The 19,170-nt window shown below is 56.6% G+C and carries 19 protein-coding genes; 14 read left to right on the top strand and 5 right to left on the bottom strand.

Features of this window, described 5'->3' with window-relative positions:
- Positions 1–168: 168 nt before the first annotated feature.
- From K1Y02_02310 to K1Y02_02295, 4 genes are all read right to left on the bottom strand, one after another.
- Positions 169–552, bottom strand: coding sequence for a GxxExxY protein (locus K1Y02_02310; protein ID MBX7255168.1), 384 nt, complete (start codon positions 550–552; stop codon positions 169–171).
- Positions 539–868: a hypothetical protein gene (locus K1Y02_02305; GenBank protein MBX7255167.1), complete on the bottom strand. Its 330-nt coding sequence runs from the start codon at positions 866–868 to the stop codon at positions 539–541. Before K1Y02_02305 ends, K1Y02_02310 begins: the two co-directional genes overlap by 14 nt.
- An 8-nt stretch (positions 869–876) precedes the next feature.
- Positions 877–2,052 carry a saccharopine dehydrogenase family protein gene (locus K1Y02_02300; protein MBX7255166.1) on the bottom strand — a complete coding sequence of 392 codons (1,176 nt, stop codon included), beginning with the start codon at positions 2,050–2,052 and terminating at the stop codon, positions 877–879.
- A 104-nt stretch (positions 2,053–2,156) separates the two neighbouring features.
- Positions 2,157–2,669, bottom strand: a complete 513-nt coding sequence (locus K1Y02_02295) for a DUF1572 domain-containing protein (GenBank protein MBX7255165.1) — start codon at positions 2,667–2,669, stop codon at positions 2,157–2,159.
- 121 nt (positions 2,670–2,790) lie between these two features.
- On the opposite strand from K1Y02_02295, the gene K1Y02_02290 reads away from it, so the two are divergent.
- Positions 2,791–3,633 carry an SDR family oxidoreductase gene (locus K1Y02_02290; protein MBX7255164.1) on the top strand — a complete coding sequence of 281 codons (843 nt, stop codon included), beginning with the start codon at positions 2,791–2,793 and terminating at the stop codon, positions 3,631–3,633.
- On the opposite strand, the gene K1Y02_02285 is transcribed toward K1Y02_02290, so the two are convergent.
- Positions 3,630–4,361 (bottom strand): TerC family protein, encoded by a 732-nt coding sequence (locus K1Y02_02285; protein MBX7255163.1) that lies wholly within the window; start codon positions 4,359–4,361, stop codon positions 3,630–3,632. The genes K1Y02_02290 and K1Y02_02285 overlap by 4 nt on opposite strands.
- Positions 4,362–4,730: 369 nt before the next feature.
- Here K1Y02_02285 and K1Y02_02280 point away from each other — a divergent pair, with 369 nt between their 5' ends.
- The 13 genes from K1Y02_02280 to K1Y02_02220 form a co-directional block, all read left to right on the top strand.
- On the top strand, positions 4,731–5,513 hold the full coding sequence (locus tag K1Y02_02280) for a NifU family protein (protein ID MBX7255162.1): 783 nt from the start codon (positions 4,731–4,733) through the stop codon (positions 5,511–5,513).
- A gap of 36 nt (positions 5,514–5,549) precedes the next feature.
- Positions 5,550–5,894 (top strand): helicase, encoded by a 345-nt coding sequence (locus K1Y02_02275; protein ID MBX7255161.1) that lies wholly within the window; start codon positions 5,550–5,552, stop codon positions 5,892–5,894.
- Between the two features lie 175 nt (positions 5,895–6,069).
- Positions 6,070–6,411, top strand: coding sequence for a 4a-hydroxytetrahydrobiopterin dehydratase (locus K1Y02_02270; protein ID MBX7255160.1), 342 nt, complete (start codon positions 6,070–6,072; stop codon positions 6,409–6,411).
- A gap of 157 nt (positions 6,412–6,568) precedes the next feature.
- Entirely contained in the window at positions 6,569–7,018 is a 450-nt protein-coding gene (locus tag K1Y02_02265; protein ID MBX7255159.1) for a hypothetical protein, read from the top strand.
- A 115-nt stretch (positions 7,019–7,133) separates the two neighbouring features.
- A complete protein-coding gene (locus tag K1Y02_02260) occupies positions 7,134–7,451 on the top strand; it encodes a hypothetical protein (GenBank protein MBX7255158.1) in 318 nt (105 codons plus the stop codon).
- Positions 7,448–8,665, top strand: coding sequence for a peptidylprolyl isomerase (locus tag K1Y02_02255; protein MBX7255157.1), 1,218 nt, complete (start codon positions 7,448–7,450; stop codon positions 8,663–8,665). Before K1Y02_02260 ends, K1Y02_02255 begins: the two co-directional genes overlap by 4 nt.
- A 326-nt stretch (positions 8,666–8,991) precedes the next feature.
- Positions 8,992–11,688, top strand: a complete 2,697-nt coding sequence (locus K1Y02_02250) for an ATP-binding protein (protein ID MBX7255156.1) — start codon at positions 8,992–8,994, stop codon at positions 11,686–11,688.
- 226 nt (positions 11,689–11,914) lie between these two features.
- Entirely contained in the window at positions 11,915–13,624 is a 1,710-nt protein-coding gene (pilB, locus tag K1Y02_02245; protein MBX7255155.1) for a type IV-A pilus assembly ATPase PilB, read from the top strand.
- Between the two features lie 27 nt (positions 13,625–13,651).
- Positions 13,652–14,725, top strand: coding sequence for a PilT/PilU family type 4a pilus ATPase (locus K1Y02_02240; GenBank protein MBX7255154.1), 1,074 nt, complete (start codon positions 13,652–13,654; stop codon positions 14,723–14,725).
- A complete protein-coding gene (locus tag K1Y02_02235; protein ID MBX7255153.1) occupies positions 14,722–16,353 on the top strand; it encodes a PAS domain S-box protein in 1,632 nt (543 codons plus the stop codon). Before K1Y02_02240 ends, K1Y02_02235 begins: the two co-directional genes overlap by 4 nt.
- Before the next feature lie 50 nt (positions 16,354–16,403).
- Positions 16,404–17,747, top strand: a complete 1,344-nt coding sequence (locus tag K1Y02_02230; GenBank protein MBX7255152.1) for a sigma-54 dependent transcriptional regulator — start codon at positions 16,404–16,406, stop codon at positions 17,745–17,747.
- A 337-nt stretch (positions 17,748–18,084) separates the two neighbouring features.
- The gene (locus tag K1Y02_02225) at positions 18,085–18,906 is read left to right on the top strand and encodes a hypothetical protein (protein ID MBX7255151.1); all 822 of its coding nucleotides are present in this window, start codon (positions 18,085–18,087) and stop codon (positions 18,904–18,906) included.
- Between the two features lie 42 nt (positions 18,907–18,948).
- On the top strand, positions 18,949–19,170 hold a 222-nt coding region (locus K1Y02_02220; protein ID MBX7255150.1), incomplete at its 3' end, for a uridine kinase.

The following is a 19,170-nucleotide window of genomic DNA, read 5'->3' as shown; positions in this document are numbered from 1 at the left end:
GCACTCAGAGACTTTTTGACAAACCCCGCGCAAGCTCATTAGCTACCGTGTGCACACAACCGATTACCCGTTCCGTAAACTCATCATCTTCACATTGGAGTCTATCGGAGTTCATCGGTGGTTGGTTCACATTCTCACCACCGATGGACACCGATGAACACCGATAAATCAGCGGCTAATGCGCTTGATCTCTACTCGCGGCGTCCCAAAATTGATGAGAAGGCACGTCCTTAAACCACTTGCCTTAAGGTAGTTGAGACACTGCGCCATATGCACATCATCAAACTGCTTGACAGCTTTCAACTCAAGGATCAGAATCCTGCTTACCAGAATATCTACAAAGAACTCTCCAACCAGAAGGTCATCGTAGTAGACATTCAAGTTGATTTGCTGCTCTGCCTGCAGCCCATGCTTTCTCAATTCGTGGATCAGGGCATTCTCGTAGACTTTCTCGACAAATCCCACGGCAAGTTCATTGGCAACCGCATATACACAGCCGATGACTTGCTCCGTCAACTCATCGTGCTCACATCGGAGTTTATCGGTGTTCATCGGTGGTTGGTTCATCTCTTTTGAGCCACTTGCCAATATCGCACGACTTGATACGGTTTTTCGCTTTCATGAAACTACGCTGCATTTCGACCATACCCTCACCGAATCTCGGCGGACCGTCGTAGTTGTCAGCCAACCAAAGAAGCGCGTCTACTTCTTCCCAGTTATACGGCTTGCCCCGCAGAGCCTCTCGGCGTAGTTTGTCGATTCGCCGGAATCCTTCTTCCCTGCGCCGCTCCAAATCGCGCAACTGTTCTCGCGGAGGAACTGTTACCTCGTCAGGCTCTTCCGATGAAGAAAGCGAATCACCTTTCACGCATCCCCCTACATCGCGATTTCCTTCCAAGGCAGGCCGTGAATGTTCAGCTTCTCCATGAATGGTGTCGGGTCAAACTCTTCGACGTTGAAGACGCCCTTGCCGCGCCAGGTATTGGTAAGCATCATCATCGCGCCGATCATGGCGGGGACGCCCGTCGTATACGAAATGGCCTGCGCCTGCACCTCACGATAGCATTCGGCGTGGTCGCACACGTTGTAGATGAACATCTTCTTGGGCTTGCCGTCCTTAACTCCTTCGAACAGGCAGCCGATGCAGGTCTTACCCTTGTACCCTTTGGCCAACGACGCGGGGTCGGGCAGTAATGCCTTCAAGAACTTGATTGGCACAATTTCGCGGCCTTCGAACATGACGGGGTCGATGCGCGTCATGCCCACGTTTTGCAGCACGCGCAGGTGCGTGATATAGCTTTCGCCAAAGGTCATCCAGAAGCGGATGCGCTTCAGGCCCTTGATGTGCTTCACGAGCGATTCGAGTTCTTCGTGGTACAGCAAATACGCCTTGCGCACGCCGACTTCTGGGAAATCGAAGTCCCAGTGCACCGACATCGGGTCGATCTCTTTCCACTCTCCGTTTTCCCAGTATTTGCCGCGCTGGGTAATCTCGCGAATATTGATCTCGGGATTGAAATTGGTCGCGAACGGATGGCCGTGATCGCCCGCGTTGCAGTCGAGTATGTCAACGCTGTGAATCTCGTCGAAGTGCAACTTCTGGGCATGTGCGCAGAAGATGTTCGTTACGCCGGGGTCGAATCCACACCCCAAGAGGGCCATGATACCCTTATTCCTGAAGCGTTCCTGATACGCCCACTGCCATTTGTATTCGAATTTCGCTTCGTCTGGCGGCTCGTAGTTCGCCGTGTCAAGGTAGTCAACGCCTGTATCGAGACATGCGTCCATGATGGGGAGATCCTGGTAGGGAAGCGCGACATTCAGCACGAGGTCCGGCTTCACGCGTTCGATCAGCGCAGCCATTTCTTTCACGTTATCCGCGTCGACCTGGGCGATCTCAATGGAGCGCGGCAGTTGCTCTTGAATGCGCTTACACCGCTCAAGTGTCCGGCTCGCCAGACAGATCTCCGAAAACACCTCGGGCACTTGCGCGCACTTATGCGTCACCACGCCGCCAACACCACCCGCGCCAACTATCAAAACCTTGCTCATAGCTCTCCTCGCGCCTTACTTCGGGCAAATCACGCCCTTCCTCCACCGAAAAAGGGATCGTAGCACAGAACGAGGATCGTGCGCACGGGCGGGTAACGCTCCCGTTATACCGTCTTGTTCAGGTCTTCCCCGGCGTAGTATTGGGTATCCACGCCCAAACGCGACTTCACGATGTATGTAATTTGCCCCGTGTGATACGAGAAGTGCTCGACAACATGCACAAGACAACTCAGGCCGGTCTCTTCGTAGGCCTGCACGGGGCGCTTGTCCAACAGAGTAAGCGGATCGACTCGGCGCAACACGGCCTTGGCGTCGCGTTCGATAGCGTCCAATTTCGCGAGCAATTCGGCTTTTAGCAAGGGCCCGGTCTCCAAGAACTCTTGTGCGCGTTTTCTGTGGTCGGGTTCACCGCCCATGCCGCTGCAGATCCATTGGCGCATATTTCCGCAGAGGTGCAACACCAGGTTCCCCGCGCTGACTGTCTCTGCATTGGGCCGATGCCAAATCTGTTCGTCGGAGAGGAGGTCAATGCATTTTCTTAATCGCGGAAACGACTGCTCAAACAACCGGAATTCGCATTCCGCGATCAACGCTTCGGCAAGGTCTTTAGCATTCATGGTCATACTCCCTCTGTCGCCACGCCGCAGTTGAGCCATCCCCTTCCTTATGCAAAGGGATGCGCATGGTGTACCATCAGCCGCAGATCGCTTGAGAACCTTCGTCAATGGAACTCTTACTATGAATATCCTGATTGCAGGCTGTGGTTACGTCGGTTCTGAACTCGCTCGACTTCTGCTCTCGGACGGACACTCCGTTTGGGGCATGCGTCGCGTTCCTCAAGGACTTCCTCCCGATGTTATGCCGATTGCCGCAGACCTCTCCAAACCGGCGTCGCTTGCCGGTCTGCCGCCGGGTCTCGATGCCGTCGTCTACGCCGCCGCTGCAGGCGGATTTGATGAGGCTCGCTATGTCGCGGCGTACGTCGAGGGTCCGGCCAATCTTCTGACCGCGTTGCGGTCCCAAGGACAACACCCCCGCCGTTTTCTCTTTGCCTCCAGCACCGGCGTCTACGCGCAACTCTCAGGCGAATGGGTGGACGAGGACTCACCCGCCGAACCGTCGCATTTCTCTGGCGTAGTCTTGCTGCGGGGCGAACAGACGGTCCTAAAGGGTCCCTTTCCGTCAACCGTGGTTCGATTCGCGGGCATTTACGGTCCAGGACGAACCCGCATGATCGAGTCGGTCCGCAACGGGACAGCCACCGTATCGTCAACGCCCACGTTCGTGAACCACATTCATCGCGACGATTGCGCGGGAGCACTACGCCACCTGCTGATGCTTCAGGAACCAGCACCACTGTACATCGGCGTCGATAACGAACCCGTCGAACGCGGGGATATGTTCCGTTGGCTGGCCCGGCGGCTGGGCGTACCCGAACCGGGTGGCTCGGGCGAGCCCGATAGCGAATCTGTGCGCGCCATGCGCAGCAACAAGCGGTGCAGTAATGCGCGGCTTCGCGCAACCGGCTACGAGTTCCGTTACCCGTCGTTTCGCGAAGGGTATGAAGCGTTGCTGTACTAAGTCTTCGATTTTGCCTCGCGCGCACCGTGTCTTCCAGCACGCATGTTGAGGCACTCCACGAAGAGCGAGAACGCCATCGCAAAGTACACGTATTTGCGGTCAAAGTGCTGATCCAGACCTTCAGCCACCAACATCACACCGATGAGCAGCAAGAACGCCAGCGCGAGCATCTTGATGGTAGGATGCCGCATGACGAAGCGGCTCACCACGCCGGAGAACAGCATCATGATGCCCACCGCCGCAATGATCGCGGCGATCATGATCGGAACATGCTGCACCATCCCCACGGCTGTAATTACCGAGTCCAGCGAAAATACAATATCCAGCAGCATGATCTGCACAATCACCGAGCCGAATGAAGCCGCGGCCTTGCCCGTTGAACCTGGACCGCCTTCTCCTTCCATACGCTCGTGAATCTCGTGCGTCGATTTACCGATTAGAAACACGCCGCCCACCAGCAAAATCAGGTCGCGCCCCGATATGTCGTGTCCGGCAACTGCAAAGAGAGGCGTCTGAAGGCCCATAATCCAGCTTATCGTCAGGAGAAGGGCGATGCGCATGATCATGGCGAGGGCTAGGCCCACTCGCCGGGCATTATCTTGCTTCGCGGCTTCGAGCTTCGAAGTCAGGATAGCGATGAATACGATGTTGTCGATGCCCAGTACGATTTCAAGACTCGTCAGCGTCAGAAACGCGACAAGACTCTCGACAGTCAGTAGTTCGCTCACACTACACTCCTTGCACTATTCGCAGAACGGTATTCGGCAAAACCCATGCGCTGCCTCATTTGCACCATACGCTAGCAGAGAAGACGCCGCCGCGACAATTGTACCTGCTGACTTGAAACAAAGGTGCAACATTAGCTGCTCCAATGATCGTAAGATGCCCGCGTAGGTTCGAAGGATTAAGGAGGTCGATATAGGTTCCATGACCAGAGTCGAATACTTACCGATCCCAAAAGGCTTCGGTAAACCGAATATCGGTGAAACGATTGGGCGAAGAGTTGGATGGGAATAACAAAACCCGCCGCCTTGTCATAGAATAAGGTGCCTAGATAAGCGTCCCAAGACCTTCTTCTGACATTCGGAGACTCTTCCATGCCGAACTGGTTCTCAAAAGTCTTCTCGGGCGGTGCTGCCAAGGTGCAACCCGCGCCTCCTGCACCCGCCCCTCGTCCCGCGCCACGGCCCATGCCGCAGCCAGATCCCAATGCGCGCCGCGTGGTCAACGCGCCGCTGTTGGCGGACACGAATCCCGACCTGACGCCCAGTGCTGATATTCGCATTAAGGCTCGTGTGGAGCAGGGTAAAGGCGCGTGTACATTTATGGCGGACCGGCCCATCCTTGCGGGTCACTCGGCATGGTTTCCTGGCAAGCGGGCCGCGGCGGAATCGCCGCTTGCGATGGCTTTGTTCGAGATTAAGGGCGTGGAGACCGTGCTTTTGCACGACTACACAATCACGGTTCAGCGCACGCCGACCATCCACGCGGATTGGACCGAGATGGCGCGCGAAATCGGGGCATGCATTCGCGAGCACCTGATCGAAGAGCGGCCTGTCGTCACGGAGGCGTTCCTTGCGAAGCTCCCCGGTGAAGACGCCATCCGGGACCGCATTCAGCGTGTTCTCGATGCGGAGATTAACCCGGGCATTGCGGCACATTCCGGCGCAATTCGCCTGGATCGTGTGGAAGGGAACACGGTGTATATCGAAATGCTGGGCGGTTGCCAGGGTTGCGCTGCGTCCGATGTTACCCTGCGGCAAGGAGTACACGAGGCGTTCCGAAGCGCGGTGCCCGAGGTAGGCGCCATCCTCGACGTAACGGATCACGCCTCGGGCCAGAACCCGTTTTACGCGCAACTCCCGGCCGGTATGGCGTAAGGGCAGCGACCTGCGCATCAGGAGAACTTCAGCAACATGCCTAAGCTCAACAATTTCGATATCACAATCAAGACAGGGGCATCCGGTGGCCCGTGTCCACCCACGTGGGTTATCAACGGATTTCCGGTGACGTTTGAGGAGTACAAGGGTGGCACCGGCCCCGGTGAAATCCTTGAAGCGAGCGCGGACCCGCAAAGTTTCCCTCACACCCTGCTGCTGCGCGGCCCCGAGAGTGGCGTCTGGGAATTGGATGAAGTTAAGGTCACGTACTACCCACAAGGCGAAAACCCGTATTCAGTGCGAATGGGCAAGATTACGCTTGACGACAAGTCGGATCTGAACATCTGGCACGAACGGCCCCAGCCGGTGTTTGACGTATAGTCCGCAATTTGCTCATGTGTAAGACGTTGAGGTTATGCCATAGGGATTTCTCGCGAGCACACTCTGTTTGGGGAATACTGCTTTGTTCTTCGCCGCAAGTTTCGCAAACACACTGGTTACGAGGGAGGTTGAAGTGTGTTCGTGAGAAATCCGGATTAGCGCAGAGGGGTGCCTAATGTCCGATGACTTGGCGAACCGTTCTTGTGTTCCTTGCAGGGGTGGTGTTCTTCCGCTCGATAGGCCTCGAGTCTCCGCCCTCTTGGAACTCCTCGAAAACGGTTGGCACAATGTGGACTGCCACCACCTGGAAAAGGAGTTTCATTTCAAGGACTTCAGGGAGGCCTTGGCGTTCACGAATCGCGTGGGTGCAGTCGCCGAGGAGCAGAATCACCATCCGGACATTCTAACCGCTTGGGGCAAGGTCACTGTCCGAATTTGGACCCACAAGGCAAATGGGTTGACGGAAAACGATTTCATTCTTGCCGCGAAGGTGGACAAGGCTTTGCAGCCGCACTAGTTTAGGATGCAGCCAGTGACTTTCCTTTTTCCGCGCAAACACGGTACAATTTCGGCGGGGGATAGTCTAACTTTCTTCGAGGCCGCCACAACTTTCCTCGGATAAGGCATAAGGTCACCGCCACTGTGTGCGGGGAAAAATCCAATCGAGAATTGTCATGCCGTGTAGCGATGTAACAGAGACCATTCAAGTAACCTTGGACGAATGCGATCGTCTAAAGGACTACTTCCTGTCAAAACGGACATGTGGACAGGGAGTTGGCGCGGGCAACCTGCTTCTCGAATGGTTGAGCGGAAGAAGCGTCGAGGAAATACTCGCGTACTCGGCGGAACAATTCCTCGAAGATCACCCCATCGAGGAGGAACTGGAAGAGTTCCTTAGCCTAAAGCATCTCTTTGCGCTACAGGGAGTGCTCGAGGTATTGACCGGAAAACAGCCTGGGCGCAGGGAAGACACCTGTGCCGCCGCCGAAATCTCCTGCGAGAACGGGGATCTAATCGTAACGGGCATTATCAAGGTCGACTTGGTCACCGAGAAGATCGAAGCATGCGGCAACTGTCGCTCGTGCGGCAATGCGCGAAGCAAGAAGAAAGTGGTCTTCCAGTAGCAGACTTTCCGGCGTATTTCCCGGATCAGACCTGTTCAGACCTGGCCCCTCCATGCGCCTTCCACGGTTCCCGTAGCGTACCGACTTAATTTGCCGGGAAGCGGTGTGATACCATGTGCTTATGGAAAAAGACCCGTTACGAAAGGCACGCGCAATTCTACGCTTGAGCGCGGATCAATTGGGTATGCTCGCGGGAGCGATTATTGCCCTCTTTGTGATGACGGTCTGTTTCTTTCTGACGCACGTGGAAATTATGCAGGCCTTTCTACGAACAGGCTTGGCTTTCGTGATAACCTATACAGCGGTGTTCTTGATGGTAAGGCGCATTCAAGCGACCGCGCAAGGCGAACTAAAACTACCGCCTCCGAAGGCTCCTGAAGGGGAGAATCGAGGCGAGACGGCTCAATCAGGGCAATCCGGAGAAACTGCATGAGAGGCATCGGTTGTAAAGCATTGCTTGTAGTCCTGACCGTAGGTTTCATTGTTACGGCTCGGGCGCAGGCCCCCAATTTGGACATGATGGACTTGGTCCTGAAGGCTGTTCCCAACGGACCGGTGGCGCTTGTTCGCGGCGAGGCGGTTCAGAGCGACGAATTCCGCGATATGTACGTGGGCGAAGTCATCCGCTTTGCTCAGTTGAACCCGGGTAAGAGTATCGACGATGGAGATCGCCTGGGTATTGCTTTGAATTGCCTTCGGTCGCTCATCGAACGCGAAGTCCTTTTCCAGGAAGCTTCCAAAAGGAAAATCGCCATTCCCGACGCCAAGCTCCAGGAAGCGTGGCAAATCGAGATTAAGAAACTGCAGGATGCGCTGGTGCGCGATGGCAAGAAAGCTGACACCGAAGCGGATGTCCTGAAGGAAGCAGGGACCACCAAAGACAAGGCCATGGCCGAACTTCGAAAAGCCTTGATGATCGAGGAACTCCGCAAGCAGCTTATGACCGAAGGTGGCGTGAACATTACCGATGCGGACGTGAAGAAGTGGTATGACGAAAATCGTTCCAGTACACGCCGCCCCGACCAATTGCACCTGAAACAGATCTTCATTCAGGCTGACTCTACTAAGCAAGGCGCAAAACCCAAGAACGGACAGACTGCGGAACAACGCGCCCAAGACGCGTACAATCGCATCGCTTCCGGACAGAGCTTTGAAGGCGTCGCCAAGGCCATGTCGGACGGCCGCATGAAAGACGAAGGCGGAGACTGGGGGCTGCGTCCGGTTAGCGAGTTCCCTGCGTTTATCGTCGAGGCCGCCAACCGTATGAAGCCCAACGAAGTCAGCCAACCCATCAAAAGCGAATACGGATACCACATTCTAAAGCTGATTGAAACCGTCCCCGGCGAAGAGGTGCCGTTCGATAAGGCGGCGCCGGACATCCGCAATTTATTGATGGCGCGCAAAGGCGGCGATGCGGTACGCAAGTTCACCAGTGAGATCACCAAAGACCCGAATCTGGTTCAGGTCTTTCTAGATATCGAAAAGCAATTGCGCTCCAGACCCGAATTGCTACAACGGTTCGCCCAGGATTTCGCCACGGAGCAGAAGCAGAATTCGGCGAACGGAAAGCCCGCGGCCGGCGCCGCGCCAAAGGCCAAGCCTGCGCCGAACGCCAAGGCTGCGCCGAAGCCTGCCACCAAACCCTGAGCTGCTCGAATCACACCGAAACGCTTCGTCGCGGGCACAGAGCCTGCAGCAGGCCGCGTAACTCGCCGCCAAGGATCGGGCGCTGGCGTACATTTTTGAACTCTACATATTGGACCCATCGAATCTATATCCCCCAGCATCTTGTGGTATCTCCAGACTGCTTTTGACGCAGTGACAGATTTTTGTCAAAATCGCCAACTACTTACAGGTAAACGATTTACGTGTTGTAAATTCTTGACTAATCCCGTCGTCCGATGGTATACTGACTCCAGAATGCCCGAATTCCTTTAGTTTGGTGAACCCATTCGGGCGCATGTGTGGTAGATATGCTCGGTTGGAAAAAAGACAGCAAACGTCCCGAAGATACGCAGACGGCGCCTGCCGCCAAGGTGTCACCGGGTTCGGCCGCGCCCCAGAGACCCGAAGATGCGGCCCCCACACAAAACACCCCTCCAACAGCAGGCCGTACGCCGGGCTCCATTGGTGGGACACCGCGCTTGGGTGAACTCCTTGTCCAAGAGGGGGTGATAAGCGCGGCTCAACTGGCTGACGCGCTTAAGCATCAGAAGGCTGTGGGTGGGTTTCTGGGCCAAATTCTGGTCGAGCAGAATATGCTCAGCCAAGCCACCTTGGTGTCGTTCCTCGTCAAGCAATGCAAGATTCCGCACATCAGCTTGATGGACTACGAGGTGGGGGACGAGTTATTTCAGTTCGTTCCAAAAGAGTTGTGCCGAAATCATCACCTTCTCCCCATCGACAAACTGGGCCGAATTCTCACGGTGGCCATGGTCGACCCGCTCGACGTGGACGCTCTGGAAAACGTTCGGAAGCACTGTCCGGATCTGAAGATTAAGCCCATTCTCTGCGATTGGCGCCACTTCGATGCGGTGTCTCGCCGTCTGTTCCATGAAGGGCCCGCTGATGCGCAAGAGGTCACGGCGGCCAGTTTTGGGTTGACCGGCGCCGCGCCCAAGAAGGCGGAGCCCAAGCCTCCTGAACCTGCAAAGACCACCCAACCGAAAACCGCTCCGACAGTCAAGGATGACGAGGCTGTTGACGCTGCGGTAGCCGCGCTAATCGAGGAAGCCGCCTCGACCACTGCTCCCAAGCCCGAAGAACCGGCTCGCAAACCAGTGGCGCCTCAGCAACCGGTCGCGGGGCCATCGCCTGCGGCTGCGCCGGTGGCGGCTCCGACTTCGGTTCCCGCTATTGATCCGAAGATGCTTGCTGCAATCATGCGCGATGCGCTACAGGATGCTGTCTCTCCCCTTGTGGAGGAACAACGACGCCTTGCCGCGGCATACGCTGCAGTACCTGTGCCTACCCCCACGAACGATGCGCCGGCGCCCGATGTAAGGGAACTCCTCGGCCATTTGCAGACGAGCCTGAGCGGAAGCGTGCAAGATGCGGTAGGGTTGCTTATCCATGAACAACAGAAAGTCATGGCGGCGCTGGCCGAAGCGGAGAGTGCGCGTTCGTCCGCACAACCCGACTTCGGTGCGTTAGCGAGTCACATCAATGAGGGACTGCGTGGAGCGCTTGCCGAAGCGCTGACACCCCTCCTTGCCGCGCAGGCGTCGGAAGCCAACCGCCTCTCGTCACAGATGCCCGACTTCAAGGAATTGACGGCCCAGTTGCAGTCAAGTCTTGGCACTACGATGCAGGACGCGGTCGGGCTGCTGATTCATGAGCAGCAGAAGTTCTTCACGACACTCAGCGAACTGGAGAACGCGCGGCAGGCGTCTCAGCCAGACATTTCCGAACTCGCGTCCCAATTGAGCGAGGGCATGAAGTCGGCACTGCGCGATGCGGTCTTGCCGCTGTTGGCGGCACATGCGGAATCCGGCAAGAAAGGTGGCGGCGACGGCGGTTCGGACGTATTGGCCCAAGCGCTTCACCAAAGCTTGAAGGAAGGACTCTCCGCGCTGACGGAGGAAATGCGTTCGATCGGCGCGCAACAGAGTAAGCAAACGCTTCCGTCACCGGAGGTGTTCGCTTCCGCAATCGGCGATAGTGTGCGGTCTGCGTATGCGGACCAGGAAACACGCATGGCGCAACTCGCGGATTCCGTTACGCAAACGCTGAAGGCCGTCGAGACCATCATGCAGAAGTCCCAGGAGGAACGCGAGTCTTCCTCGATCAATGTCGATGCCTTCCGAGTCTCGAATCTTGAGCCTTTCCCTGGCACACGCGCATCGCTGGAAATGGCGGATATGTCTTCGCCGGATGCGTTGGACACTCCAGGACTCGGCATGGAAGCCGACGAACGTGTGCGGGCCGCACTCGATTCGGACCACTTGCTGGGCGGATATACGTTTGACGAATTCCTGGCCGGAGCGGGCAATACCTTCACGGTGACCGTAGCGCGCGCCGTGGCCGAACGCGCAAGCGCGGAATTCTCCCCCCTGTTTGTTTTTGGCGATGTAGGTGTGGGCAAGACTCACTTGCTCAACGCTATCGGCAACGAGATCGTTGTTAAGAATCGTGACCTGCGCGTTGGATACGTTTCGGCAAGCCATTTCGCCGGTACCCATGCACAGGCCCTGAAGGAGGGGACACTCGACGACTTTCGCGAGAGCTTCTGCCATTGGGACGTGCTGATCATGGACGACATCCAATTCCTGGCCGGTAAAGCTGATGCGCAAGAGGAGCTGTTCCACGTGTTTACCGCGCTGTGCCATGAAGGACGGCGCGTGATTATTGCCGGTGACAAAGCCCCCGATCAGATTACTGGTTTGCAGCCGCGCCTGGTGTCCCGCTTCGCGTCGGGTATCGTGGCGCGCCTGAAAGCCCCGGAAATGGAAGTACGTCTCGCCATTCTCAAGCGCCTTGCGCAACGTCAGCGCATGGCCGTGCCTGATGAGATTCTCAGCCTGATCGCGACCCGAATAACCAGCGACGTGCGCAAAATGACAGGCGCCTTGCGAAAGGTCATTGCGTATGCGAAACTGGTGGGACAAGAAATCAGCCGCGATATGGCGAACGAGATTCTCAGCCATCTGGGCATCGGCGAGGCTGCCTAGGCCGCATTCTAAACCGGCGCGATTGGGCGGCGGCGTAAAATGCTCACGTGCAAGATTTTGAGGTTATGCCATGAGGATTTCTTACGAACACTCTCTGTCATCGGGGACCGCTCTGTTCATCGCTGCAAGTCTCGCAAACGTACTGGCCACAAGAGAGGTTGAAGTGTGTTTGTGAGAAATCCGGGCTAGTCTCTGAAATCATAAGGACCTTCCAATGCCACCGAAGATTGCTAAGCGCCGTTTGGGCGATGTCCTGCTTGAACAAGACCTGGTTACGCAAGAACAACTCCAGGAGTGCTTGGGTATCCAGCGCTCAACGGGCCAGAGTCTCGCCACCATCCTGGTTTCTCGCGGCTATTTGAGCGAGGAGGACCTTGTCGTCACGCTGAGCGAGCAGCTCGGAATACCGCACATCCGTGTTGCCAATTACAACATTCCGCAGGAAGTCCTGAACGAAGTCCCCGAGTCGCTTGCCCGCCAATACCAGATGTTGCCGGTGAGCGTGACCGGAGACGTGCTCACTCTTGCAATGGCCGACCCGCTCAACATCATGGCGCTGGACGATCTGCGCATGTTGACGAGTTACGAAATCGAACCTGTTGTCGCGGTGCAGTCCGAGTTGATGGCGACGATCAACAAGCATTACGGAGGCAAAGCGCACGCGGAACTCTACGACGAACTTGTCGGAGAGAAGCAGCAGGACGGCGTGACCGTCGTCGAAGAGAAAGACGAAGTCGAGGACATCGCGAGCGTGCAGGCCGAGGCCCAGGATGCGCCGGTTATTCGACTCGTGAACCTCATTCTCGCGAAAGGTCTGGAGAACCGGGCAAGCGATATTCACATCGAACCTTTTGAAAAGGTACTCCGCGTCCGATACCGCGTCGACGGCGTTTTGGAAGAGACAAAGAGTCCGCCGAAGAGCGTACAGTCTGCGCTCATCTCGCGCCTGAAGATCATGAGCGGACTGGATATTGCCGAACACCGTCTTCCCCAGGACGGTCGTTTCCGTATCAAGTTCAAGGGACACGAAATCGATTTTCGCGTGTCCATTCTCCCATGTTACTACGGCGAAAAGGTCGTGATGCGCGTACTCGACAAGTCGAGCCTTACGCTCGACCTGGAAAAGCTTGGATTTCCCGCGCAACCAATGCAGGCTTTCGGAGAAGCGTTGGCGCGTCCGTTTGGCATGATCTTGCTCACGGGCCCGACGGGTAGCGGTAAAACCACCACGCTGTACAGCGCCCTCCACAAACTGAATCAGCCCGACACGAACATCATCACCGTCGAGGACCCCGTCGAATACGAACTGTTCGGCGTAAACCAAGTGCAAACCCGTTCCGAAATCGGGCTCACATTTGCCGCCGGTCTCCGAAGTATTTTGCGTCAAGACCCTGACATTATCATGGTCGGAGAAATTCGTGACGAAGAGACGGCGGACATCGCGATCAAGGCGGCCTTGACTGGTCACTTGGTGCTGAGCACCTTGCACACCAATGACGCGGCCAGTGTGTTCACGCGGCTCATTGACATGAACATGGAGCCGTTCCTCGTACAGTCTTCCGTGGCATTGGCTGCGGCACAGCGCCTTGTACGCAAGGTGTGCCCGGACTGCAAGGAACCGATTCGCGTACCGGCAGATGTCTTAGAGAGAATCCAATACAAGCATCCCGACGGCGCTCCTCCGCCCACCTTTGTGCGCGGACGAGGTTGCGGCAAATGCAAGGATACTGGGTATCGCGGACGTGTCGCGGTAATCGAAGCGATGGTCAACTACCAGGAATTGCAGGAGCTGATCATGTCGCGCGCGCCGTCTATCGAAATCAAGCGCGTGGCCGTGCAATGCGGAATGCGCACTCTTCGCCAAAACGCGCTGGAAAAGGCCGCCGAGGGATTGACAACCATTGAAGAAGTGCTTCGGGTGAGCGCGGCGGACTAGTCCGCCTTCAACGCAAACGGGGGGCATATGGCCGACATTAGTATCAAAGAACTGCTCACAAAAATGATTCAGCAGGGCGCAAGCGACTTGCATATCGCGGTTGGCGTGCCTCCTGTGCTGCGCATAGACGGCGCATTAACGCAGATGAGCGAGTATCCGGTGCTTCGTCCGGAAGACACACAGGAACTCATCTACAGCGTTATGAATGAAGAGCAGATCACGACCTTCGAGAGCGAGCGAGAATGCGACATGTCGTTCGGCCTCGAAGGTCTGAGCCGGTTTCGCCTGAACGTTTACCGGGATCGCGGATCGGTTGTTGCCGCATTCCGCGCCATTCCGTTCGAGATTCGCGGATTTGAAGAACTGGGACTGCCCCGTGTCGTTGCGGAATTCGCGTACCGCCCGCTTGGTCTGGTGCTCATCTGCGGTCCGACCGGTAGCGGTAAATCAACGACCTTGGCTTCGGTAGTGGATAAGGTCAACCGCGAACGTCCCGTTCACGTGATTACGATCGAAGACCCCATCGAATACCTTCACAAACACGACATGGCCCTAATCAATCAACGCGAAGTCAATGCCGACACGAAGTCGTTCGCGGCCGCGTTGAAGCACGTGCTGCGGCAAGACCCCGACGTGATTCTCATCGGTGAAATGCGCGACCCGGAAACCATTGCGGCGGCCATTACTACGGCTGAAACCGGTCACTTGGCATTCGCAACGTTGCATACGAACGATGCATTGCAGACCATCAACCGTATCGTCGACGTCTTTCCCGCCAGCCAGCAATCCCAGATTCGCACACAGTTGTCGTTCGTATTGGAAGGCATTGTCGTGCAGCAACTCATTCCCCGCGCGAACGGCGTCGGGCGCGCTATCGCGCTTGAGGTCATGTTGCCCAACCCCGCTATCCGTTCGCTGATCCGCGAGGACAAGCTCCAACAGATTCCTTCGATGATCGAAATCGGCGCCGGCGAAGGCATGATGACCATGAATCAGTCGCTGTTCCGTCTAGCCCGCCGCAACATCATCAGCGTCGATATGGCGTTCAAGCGCAGCAACGATCCTGAAGGACTGCGCCGTCTGATGGAAAAGGCGATGTGACTACCCGCTCATCAAACAGTCACCCACGCTCAGCGTTTGATGGCTATTTGACGGGGACGTGGTGGCTTGGGGCGATTCGGGTCGCACTCCTTCTTGTAGCCGCGTCCGGTGCCCTCATCGTCGGCGATCGCAAAACTAACGATCTTGTATACCTGGGCGCCTTCTATCTCTTCGGCCTAATCAACAGCGCCTACTACCTGATCGCGCTCCGCCGCGCGAGGCCTCAAGCGCCGCTCATTATGTGGGCTCAAGTCCTGGTGGACTTTGGCGTCGTTGCCGCAACCGTGAGTTTCACCGGCGGCCCTGAGAGTCTGTTTACATTCCTCTTTGTCGTGGTCATCCTGGAAACAGGCGTACTTCTTGGTCTGGTTCAGAGCCTGATCGTAGCCTCTGTCGCGACCCTGGTAATGCTCGTGCTTGTGCTCCAAGTCGCGAACACCCCGGTCATGCACGACACGCGAGGCGAATGGATGATTGACCAGAATCTATTCGCCCTCTGGTACGGGTTCCTGGTGCAGACTCTGGCCTATTTCCTCACGGCATCGATTAGCGGTTACTGGAATCAGCGCATTCACCGCATGCAACAATTCCAGCGAGAAATCCTCGACAACATGAATAACGGTTTCCTCATCGCGGACAACAAGGGAATCGTGTTGCTCGTTAACCTTGCCGCCGAACGCATTCTCAATTTGAAGCCCGACGAGGCAATTGGGAAACCCGTGGAAGAAGTCTTGCGCGTACCTCCGGGCGACGAATGCCCTGTAGTCACTGCCTTGCGCTTAGACCGTGATTTCACGCGCTACGAGTACACGGGATTGGTCGGGCCCGACAAGACCATTCTTCTTGGACTGAGCACCAGCCGCATGTACGACTGGCGCAAGCGTAAGACCGGGATGATTGTGTCCTTCAGCGATCTAACCGAACTTGAGAAGATGAGGGAAGAGCTCAAACGCCAGGATCGCCTATCCGTGGTCGGCGAGTTGGCCGCGGGTTTGGCGCATGAGATACGGAATCCGGTAGCCGCCATTCGTGGCGCGGTGGACGAACTACCTACGTCTCTCGACAACCCGCATCTGGCTACGCGTCTGGCGGATATTGCGCGGCGCGAATCGGACCAGCTCAACGCCATTGTCACGAACTTCCTGGACTTCGCGAGGAAGCCGCGCATGCGCCGCGAGGCGTTCGATGTCATCGGCCTTGTGGACGAAATCGTCGATTCGATTCGGCGCAAATACGAGGGAAATGGCGCCCTGCGAATTGACGTGGTCAGTCCTCCGACGATGTGCCCGGTGTCAGGAGACCGAACCCAAATCCGTCAAGTATTCGTGAACCTGGCCAAGAACGCCGTCGAGGCCATGGACGAAAAGGGCGCACTCACCGTTACGGTAACACCCGGCCAGGCCTTCGTGGAGATTCGCTTCGATGACGAAGGGCCTGGAATTGAACCGGACAAGGTTGCGCGCATTTTCGAGCCTTTCTATACTACGAAGGAATCCGGTGTGGGCATGGGACTGGCCATTTGCCTGCGCATCGTCACCGCGCACGACGGAACCCTGCGCGCCTCATCGCGAGCGGGCGGGGGAACTTCCATGAGTGTGCGCCTACCCGTAGTTCGTAGCGAAGGATAATCACCGTGGCAAGCCATATACGCGTTTTGGTCGTTGACGATGAAGCCAGCATGCGCGAGATTCTTGAGATCGTTCTGATGAAGGACGGCTACGAGGTTGCTTGCGCGGCCAATGTCGAAAGAGCGCTGGAACTTCTCGAGAAGGAGTCCTTCGATCTAGTGCTTACCGATCTGCGTATGGGAAACGACCGCCAGGCCGGCATGTCGCTTCTCTCGTGGCTGAACGAATATGCGCCGATGACGCCTTCGATCATGATGACGGCCTACGGATCGGTCGAAACAGCCATTGAAGCCATGAAACGCGGCGCAACCGACTATATCCTCAAACCGTTCAAGAACGAAGAAATCCGCATGCTCGTGCAGCGCGCCATTGAGCAGCGCAACTTGCGCCGCGAAAACTTGGCCTTGCGTAAGGACCAAGCTCATCGAGGCAGGCTCGAGAACATCATCGGCAAGAGCAAGGCCATTGAAGAAGTCCGCGAAATGATCCGCCGCGTGGCGGACCTCCCTAGTATCGTTGCGATTCACGGGGAAAGCGGAACGGGCAAGGAACTGGTCGCGCGCGGGATTCACCAGCTTAGCGGACGTCAACTCAAGCCGTTCGTCGCAGTCAACTGCGGGGCGTTCCCCGAAAGCCTTCTTGAAAGCGAGTTGTTTGGCCACAAGAAGGGGTCATTCACGGGAGCGGTCGAGGACAAGGAAGGACTGTTCGTGGTCGCAGATGGCGGCACGTTATTCCTCGACGAAATCGGCGAAATGCCGCTCACACTGCAAGTCAAACTGCTGCGCGTACTCGACAACAACATCATCACTCCCGTCGGCGGCACAGCGGGCAAGAAAGTTGACGTGCGGGTATTGTCCGCAACCAACCGCGACCTGCGTCAGCGCGTGAAAGAAGGCGCGTTTCGCGAAGACTTGTTCTATCGCCTGAATGTTATTCCGATTACCGTGCCGCCACTGCGCGAACGCGGCGACGACATCCCGCTGCTTACCAAGCATTTCGTTCAGGCGCAGGCGGAAAAGATGGGGCGTGGTTCGTTTGAAGTGTCGCCCGAGGCAGCCGAAGCGCTGCAGCGCTTCCATTGGCCAGGCAATGTGCGCGAACTCGCCAACGTCGTAGAACGTGCTGTAGCGCTTTGCCGAGGCGACCGTATCGAAATCGGCGATCTCCCTCCCTACATTGCCGAGCACATGCAAGAGCCTGCCGAAGCGCTTAAGGAATTGCCAAGCGACGGCCTCGATCTCGAAGCCTACGTCGCAGAAATCGAAACGAACCTAATTCAGCAAGCCCTGCAAAACACCCGCTACTCCCAAAAACGCGCCGCCGAGCTTCTCGGTCTGACCGCCCGCTCGCTCCGCTACCGCCTTAAGAAATACGGACTAGAAAGCGACTGACGGGGTCACAATGGAGAATTTGCAGCATTCTCCAAAACCGCCACCACTACCCACGATCACCTTAGGCAATACGGCGTCTGCGCCATCGGACGTTGTGATTTCATGTGCGGGGCTTCCTTTTGCAGGTTTTCGCACGCTCGCAGCCGATGAAAGGTGTTCTCTTACGCGACATAGGCGTCAACTTCTGGCAGTAGGCTGCCTGCTCCCGCTCGCTGTACCCTCGGCCGTTGCATTGGGGATCTTCATAACCGCTTTGGTGCTGGGTCGTTATAACGAAGAGGCCGCTTGGGTAGTTGCTACCCTTCTGTTAATTGGGGGAATTGCAGGGTCAGCCCTGATGATAGTTCGTGCTTGGCAGCATCTGCTCCAAGGTCTACGCCTCAGGCAGACGTGCAAGAAGGGATTTGTCCGCCGGTTTGAAGGTCAACTCGGATGGTTCGATCCTACAGATGAATCGCTGTTAGCCCTTGACGCAGTGGGCCTGCTCAATTTGGAGCCTGGTTCCGTAAACTCCGTCGAGCTGTTGGCCAATCAAGACGTGGCGTACTGTGTGAACGGTGAGTTTCAGAAGTATCTCCTTCGCCTGAGTGTCACCTCAGCCACAAGGCGGCCCTCTAAGGCAACGTTGTGGAACGTATCGGCAAGTTGGGGTGAGGAAGGGACTCCAAACCAAGACAAGCGGCGACGTCCGTCCCCTGAAGAATTGGAGGAGCTCGCCGAGTACGGGCGCTTAAGCCGCGCATTTTGGCTGCAATCAGCACTGCGAGTCGTGCTGTTCACCCCGCCTGTCGCCTACGGGATCACTCTAGTCTACATAGGCTTAGCGCGAAAACTGGCCGAGAATGTGCACCTGACGTATGATCCCCTTCAAGTGTCATTTCGCGTTCTCATCTCTGCGGTGCTTGTAGCGCTATTGATTGTTGGCGCTCAAGTTTCTCGGCGTATTCGGTTGAGAGAACGGATCAAGCAAGAACTGGAGTTGGGGTGGATTATTGTCAATTCGACATCAATTTCACTCCATTCAGATTCCCTTGGAGTCGTTTCAGGTCCCGCGGTGGAGTACTTTCCGTTGACGAATCTCCTGTGGACAATAGATGGCAAACCCGCGGGGTGGCGCAGGCACGCAAAGCGCACGGCCACTTCTGGGCCAAGCAATTAGATCCAAATTGCGATGAAGATGACTTTCCTTTAGCCTCTGGGCATGGAATTAATCAAGGTAGCATCAATCGCCGGCCCATCGTGCTCAGGCAAGACAACCTTGGCGCGTGCTCTGGCCGCGCATTGGGGCGCGGAGGCCGCCTGCATCGTTCCGCTTGATGCGTATTATCGCGACTTGTCGGCGCTGACGCTGGAAGAACGGGTGCGCTGCAACTTTGACGAACCCGCAGCGTTCGACTGGCCGTTGCTCGAAACCCACCTCGAT

Source organism: Candidatus Hydrogenedentota bacterium (assembly GCA_019695095.1).
GTDB lineage: Bacteria > Hydrogenedentota > Hydrogenedentia > Hydrogenedentales > SLHB01 > JAIBAQ01.
The sequence above is the reverse complement of the archived record's forward strand: the minus strand, read 5'-3'. Positions and strand labels throughout refer to the sequence as shown.